A 3645-nucleotide genomic window follows, 5' to 3' on the forward strand; every position below is an offset into this window, starting at 1 on the left:
GTGAGTGCTGAAGCGTGGTAACTCCAGTCTCCTCGGTCCGGTCCGAATGGACAACCTCCCGAAAGCTCACAGCTAGCTCAGTTCGTCGACGGAGCGCAGTAACAGGCGCACGAGGCCGCTTTGCCGTGTCACACCCGTCTTGGAGAACACCATGCGCAGATGCGCCTTGGCCGTGTTCTTGGTGATGCCGAGCGTCACGCTGGCGTCGTCGAGGTCGAGCCCCTGCCCCATCAGTGCGGCAAGCTCGGCCTCAGCCGGCGTGAGCCCGAACAGGCGGACCAGCACTGAAGGCTGAGGCGCCACGGTGCTGCCGGCGTCGGCGATGATCACCAGCGCCGCCCCGCGCAACGGTGCATGCAGCTTGGAGGATTGCGGCGCCGGCCGTACCACCAGGCCGAGCGCCTCGCCGCTCGAGCGGTGGATCGAAAAGGCCCTGGAGCCGGCAGCGGTCGCGTCGTTCGCTTCGGCAATCTCGGCGACTGCGGCCGTGAACTCGCCGGCAGGTCCCGCCTCGTCCAGCAGGCGCAGCCTTCCGCGGTCGTTCTTCAACACGTCCCTTTCCGCTAGGATCGCCTCGGCCTGCGGCGTCGCCTGCAGGATGCGGCAATCGCGGTCGACTATGATGGCGCCCACCGCGAGCCGCCCCAGCGCCCCGGCAAACAGCTCGCGCTCGGCCTCGAGCCCGTTGAGCCTCAGGAACAGGCTCATCGCTTGCTTAAGGTGCGGCAGGAGCCCTCGCAACGCGTCACGTTCGATCGAACCGAAATTGTCCCGCCCGAGCACCCGGGTCGCCCGCATCCGCACCCTGGCACCCGATGCCTCCACTATGTCGGCGCCTAGTACGTGCATCCAGCCGGAGCCGGCCATGAAGCCCTTCATGAAATCCGATCGTGCGATGACGTCTTCGCCGACATGCTCGGCGAGCGTGGTGACCTTGCCCGGCGGCAGGTCGATGAACGGGTCCTCGGCGTAGAGCACGCTGTAGCGGGCGATCCGCTCTTCCGGCGCCGCCCCTGAATAGATGGCGCCCGGCCTGTCGCGGCGCTGGCGTTCGATGATGAGTGTACTGCTCTCGGCGTCAACCGCCAGGCGCAGAGCCTTGAGAAAGCTGTCGAACGGCTTGGTCTCGCCTATCCCGGCATAGAGCAGTTCGACCAGCCGGTCATGGCCGGGGCCGCCTGGAGGATCACCCGCTTCATTTCGCATAGGGGACCGTAAGACTATGCCAAGGCCGCAATCTCGCGGCTACCTGGCCTCGGCGCCGCAAACCACTGCCTCATGCGCGTAGGAATTGTTGCGGGACGCCACTCATGTCGCAGCTCCAAGGCTAGTCGGCCAATTTCTTGCGAAGGAACGCATGCTGTCGGATCTTCTAGGCTATCCGACCGCGGCTTCATTCGTCCTTTCGGACGATGGCGGCTTTCCTGAAAATGTCGGTTTGAACTGTTGTCCGACGAGGGCGTGCTCGGGATGGTCTGCACACTCTTTTACGCGACTGAGCCGGAACCTGTTGATCGGTTCACGCGAGAACAGTATCCATTTTGTCGACAAGGAGAAGAACATGACCAAGAAAGAAGCGGCTGGTGTGCCCGAACGCAAGCGCGGCTCGGGCGTGAAGGTTGTCTATGACCTTTTGCGCGACGAGATTCTCGACCTGGTCCTGCCGCCGGGCAGCCCGATCGACGAGGTGCAGCTGGCCGAGCGTTTCAAGATGTCGCGCACGCCCATCCGCGAGGCGCTGGTGCGGCTTGCCGGCGAAGGTTTGATCGACACGCTGCCCAACCGCTCGACCATGGTGTCGAACATCGACTTCCTCAACATGCACACCTACTTCGAGGCGCTGGTGCTGATGTACCGCGTGACGACGCGTCTGGCCGCACAGCACCACCGCGCCGAGGACCTCAAGATCATCCGCGCCCACCAGGCCGAATTTGCCGCCGCCGTGCAGGCACAGGACGCGCTGGCGATGATCGCCACCAACGCGGCGCTGCACCAGTCGATCTCGGAAGCCGGGCGCAATCCCTATTTCACCAGCCTGTTCAACCGGCTGCTCGACGAGGGGCGGCGCATCCTCAGGCTCTATTACCAGTCATACGACGACCGGCTGCCGCAGCGTTTCGTCGACGAGCACGAGGACATGATCGCCGTCATCGCCGCCCGCGACGTCGATGCCGCCGACCGGCTGGCCAAGGCGCATGCCGAGCAGATCGTGCACCAGATCCAGAAGCTTTTCACCCGCGACCAGAGGCTTGAAGTGGCATTGTGAGGTCGTTGTCGATTTCTTGTCGACAAATAAAATGCAAAGCGTATAATCAGTGGCGAGGGCACTGATACGGCGCCGTTTGGCGTGGCGATCGTGCCGATGACAGGCCCCAAGAGGAGTTTGAGATGAAGGCCAAGATTTTCTCCGGCGTAATCCCCGCACTGATGACCCCCTGCAAGGTGGATCGCACCCCCGACTTCGACGCGCTCGTCTGCAAGGGCAAGGAACTGATCGCGCAGGGCATGTCGGCCGTCGTCTATTGCGGCTCGATGGGCGACTGGCCGCTGCTCACCGACGAGCAGCGCATGGACGGCGTCGAGCGCCTGGTGAAGGCCGGCGTGCCGGTCATCGTCGGCACCGGCGGCATCAACAGCGCCTCGGCCGTGGCCCACGCCGCCCACGCCCAGAAGGTCGGCGCACAGGGCCTGATGGTGATCCCGCGCGTGCTGTCGCGTGGTTCTTCGATCACCGCCCAGAAGGCGCATTTCAAGGCGATACTGTCGGCGGCCCCGGATCTGCCGGCCGTCATCTACAACAGCCCGTACTACGGCTTCGCCACCCGCGCCGACCTGTTCTTCGCGCTGCGCGCCGAACACAAGAACCTCGTCGGCTTCAAGGAGTTCGGCGGCGCCGCCGACATGCGCTATGCGGCCGAGAACATCACCAGCAGGGATGACGGCGTCTCGCTGATGATCGGCGTCGACACCGCCGTCTTCCACGGCTTCGTCAACTGCGGCGCGACCGGTGCCATCACGGGAATCGGCAACGTGCTGCCGAAGGAAGTGATCCACCTCTGCAACCTGTCGCAGGCGGCTGCCGCCGGCGACGTCGATGCCCGCCAGCGCGCGCTGGAACTGGAGCAGGCGCTGGCCGTGCTGTCGTCCTTCGACGAAGGCCCGGACCTGGTCCTCTACTTCAAGCACATGATGGTGCTGAAGGGCGACAAGGAATATACGCTCCACTTCAACGAGACCGATGCCCTGACCGAGAGCCAGCGCGGCTACTGCGAGGCGCAGTTCAAGCTGTTCAACAGCTGGTACAGTGATTGGAGCAAGCTCCCCGGCGCGGTCGAGAAGTACAAGGACTGATCCAGTCCTGACCTGAATGCAGAAAGGCCCTCCCGAGCGATCGGGAGGGCCTTTTTCGTTTGGGCTGAGGGGTGACGTTGCTTGAGGGCCGAGGTGCGGGCGTCGACCCCCACTCCGCCTCGCTTCGCGAGGCACCTCTCCCCCGATCGACGGGGGAGAGGAAGGGCGTCGAGCCTGTGGCGGCTATGGAAATGCACACAGGAGTACCCCAATCCTTAGCTAGCTGTGGAGCCTCAACAGGTTGTCCTCGGTCAAAGCGAGGCGACTGATAGGTGTTTTGGACTTTAGGCTGCC

3 protein-coding genes are annotated in these 3645 nt (G+C 64.1%); 2 read left to right on the top strand and 1 reads right to left on the bottom strand.

Features of this window, described 5'->3' with window-relative positions; all coding sequences use genetic code 11:
• Positions 1–72 precede the first annotated feature (72 nt).
• Entirely contained in the window at positions 73–1206 is a 1134-nt protein-coding gene (locus PV773_RS25060; RefSeq protein ID WP_347968975.1) for a helix-turn-helix transcriptional regulator, read from the bottom strand.
• A gap of 355 nt (positions 1207–1561) precedes the next feature.
• Between PV773_RS25060 and PV773_RS25065 the strand changes: the two genes are divergently transcribed.
• Together PV773_RS25065 and PV773_RS25070 are read left to right on the top strand one after the other, a co-directional pair.
• Positions 1562–2266 carry a GntR family transcriptional regulator gene (locus PV773_RS25065; protein WP_347968976.1) on the top strand — a complete coding sequence of 235 codons (705 nt, stop codon included), beginning with the start codon at positions 1562–1564 and terminating at the stop codon, positions 2264–2266.
• Positions 2267–2388: 122 nt separating this feature from the next.
• A complete protein-coding gene (locus PV773_RS25070) occupies positions 2389–3351 on the top strand; it encodes a dihydrodipicolinate synthase family protein (protein ID WP_347968977.1) in 963 nt (320 codons plus the stop codon).
• Positions 3352–3645 lie beyond the last annotated feature (294 nt).

This window comes from Mesorhizobium sp. CC13, assembly GCF_039907765.1.
GTDB lineage: Bacteria > Pseudomonadota > Alphaproteobacteria > Rhizobiales > Rhizobiaceae > Aminobacter.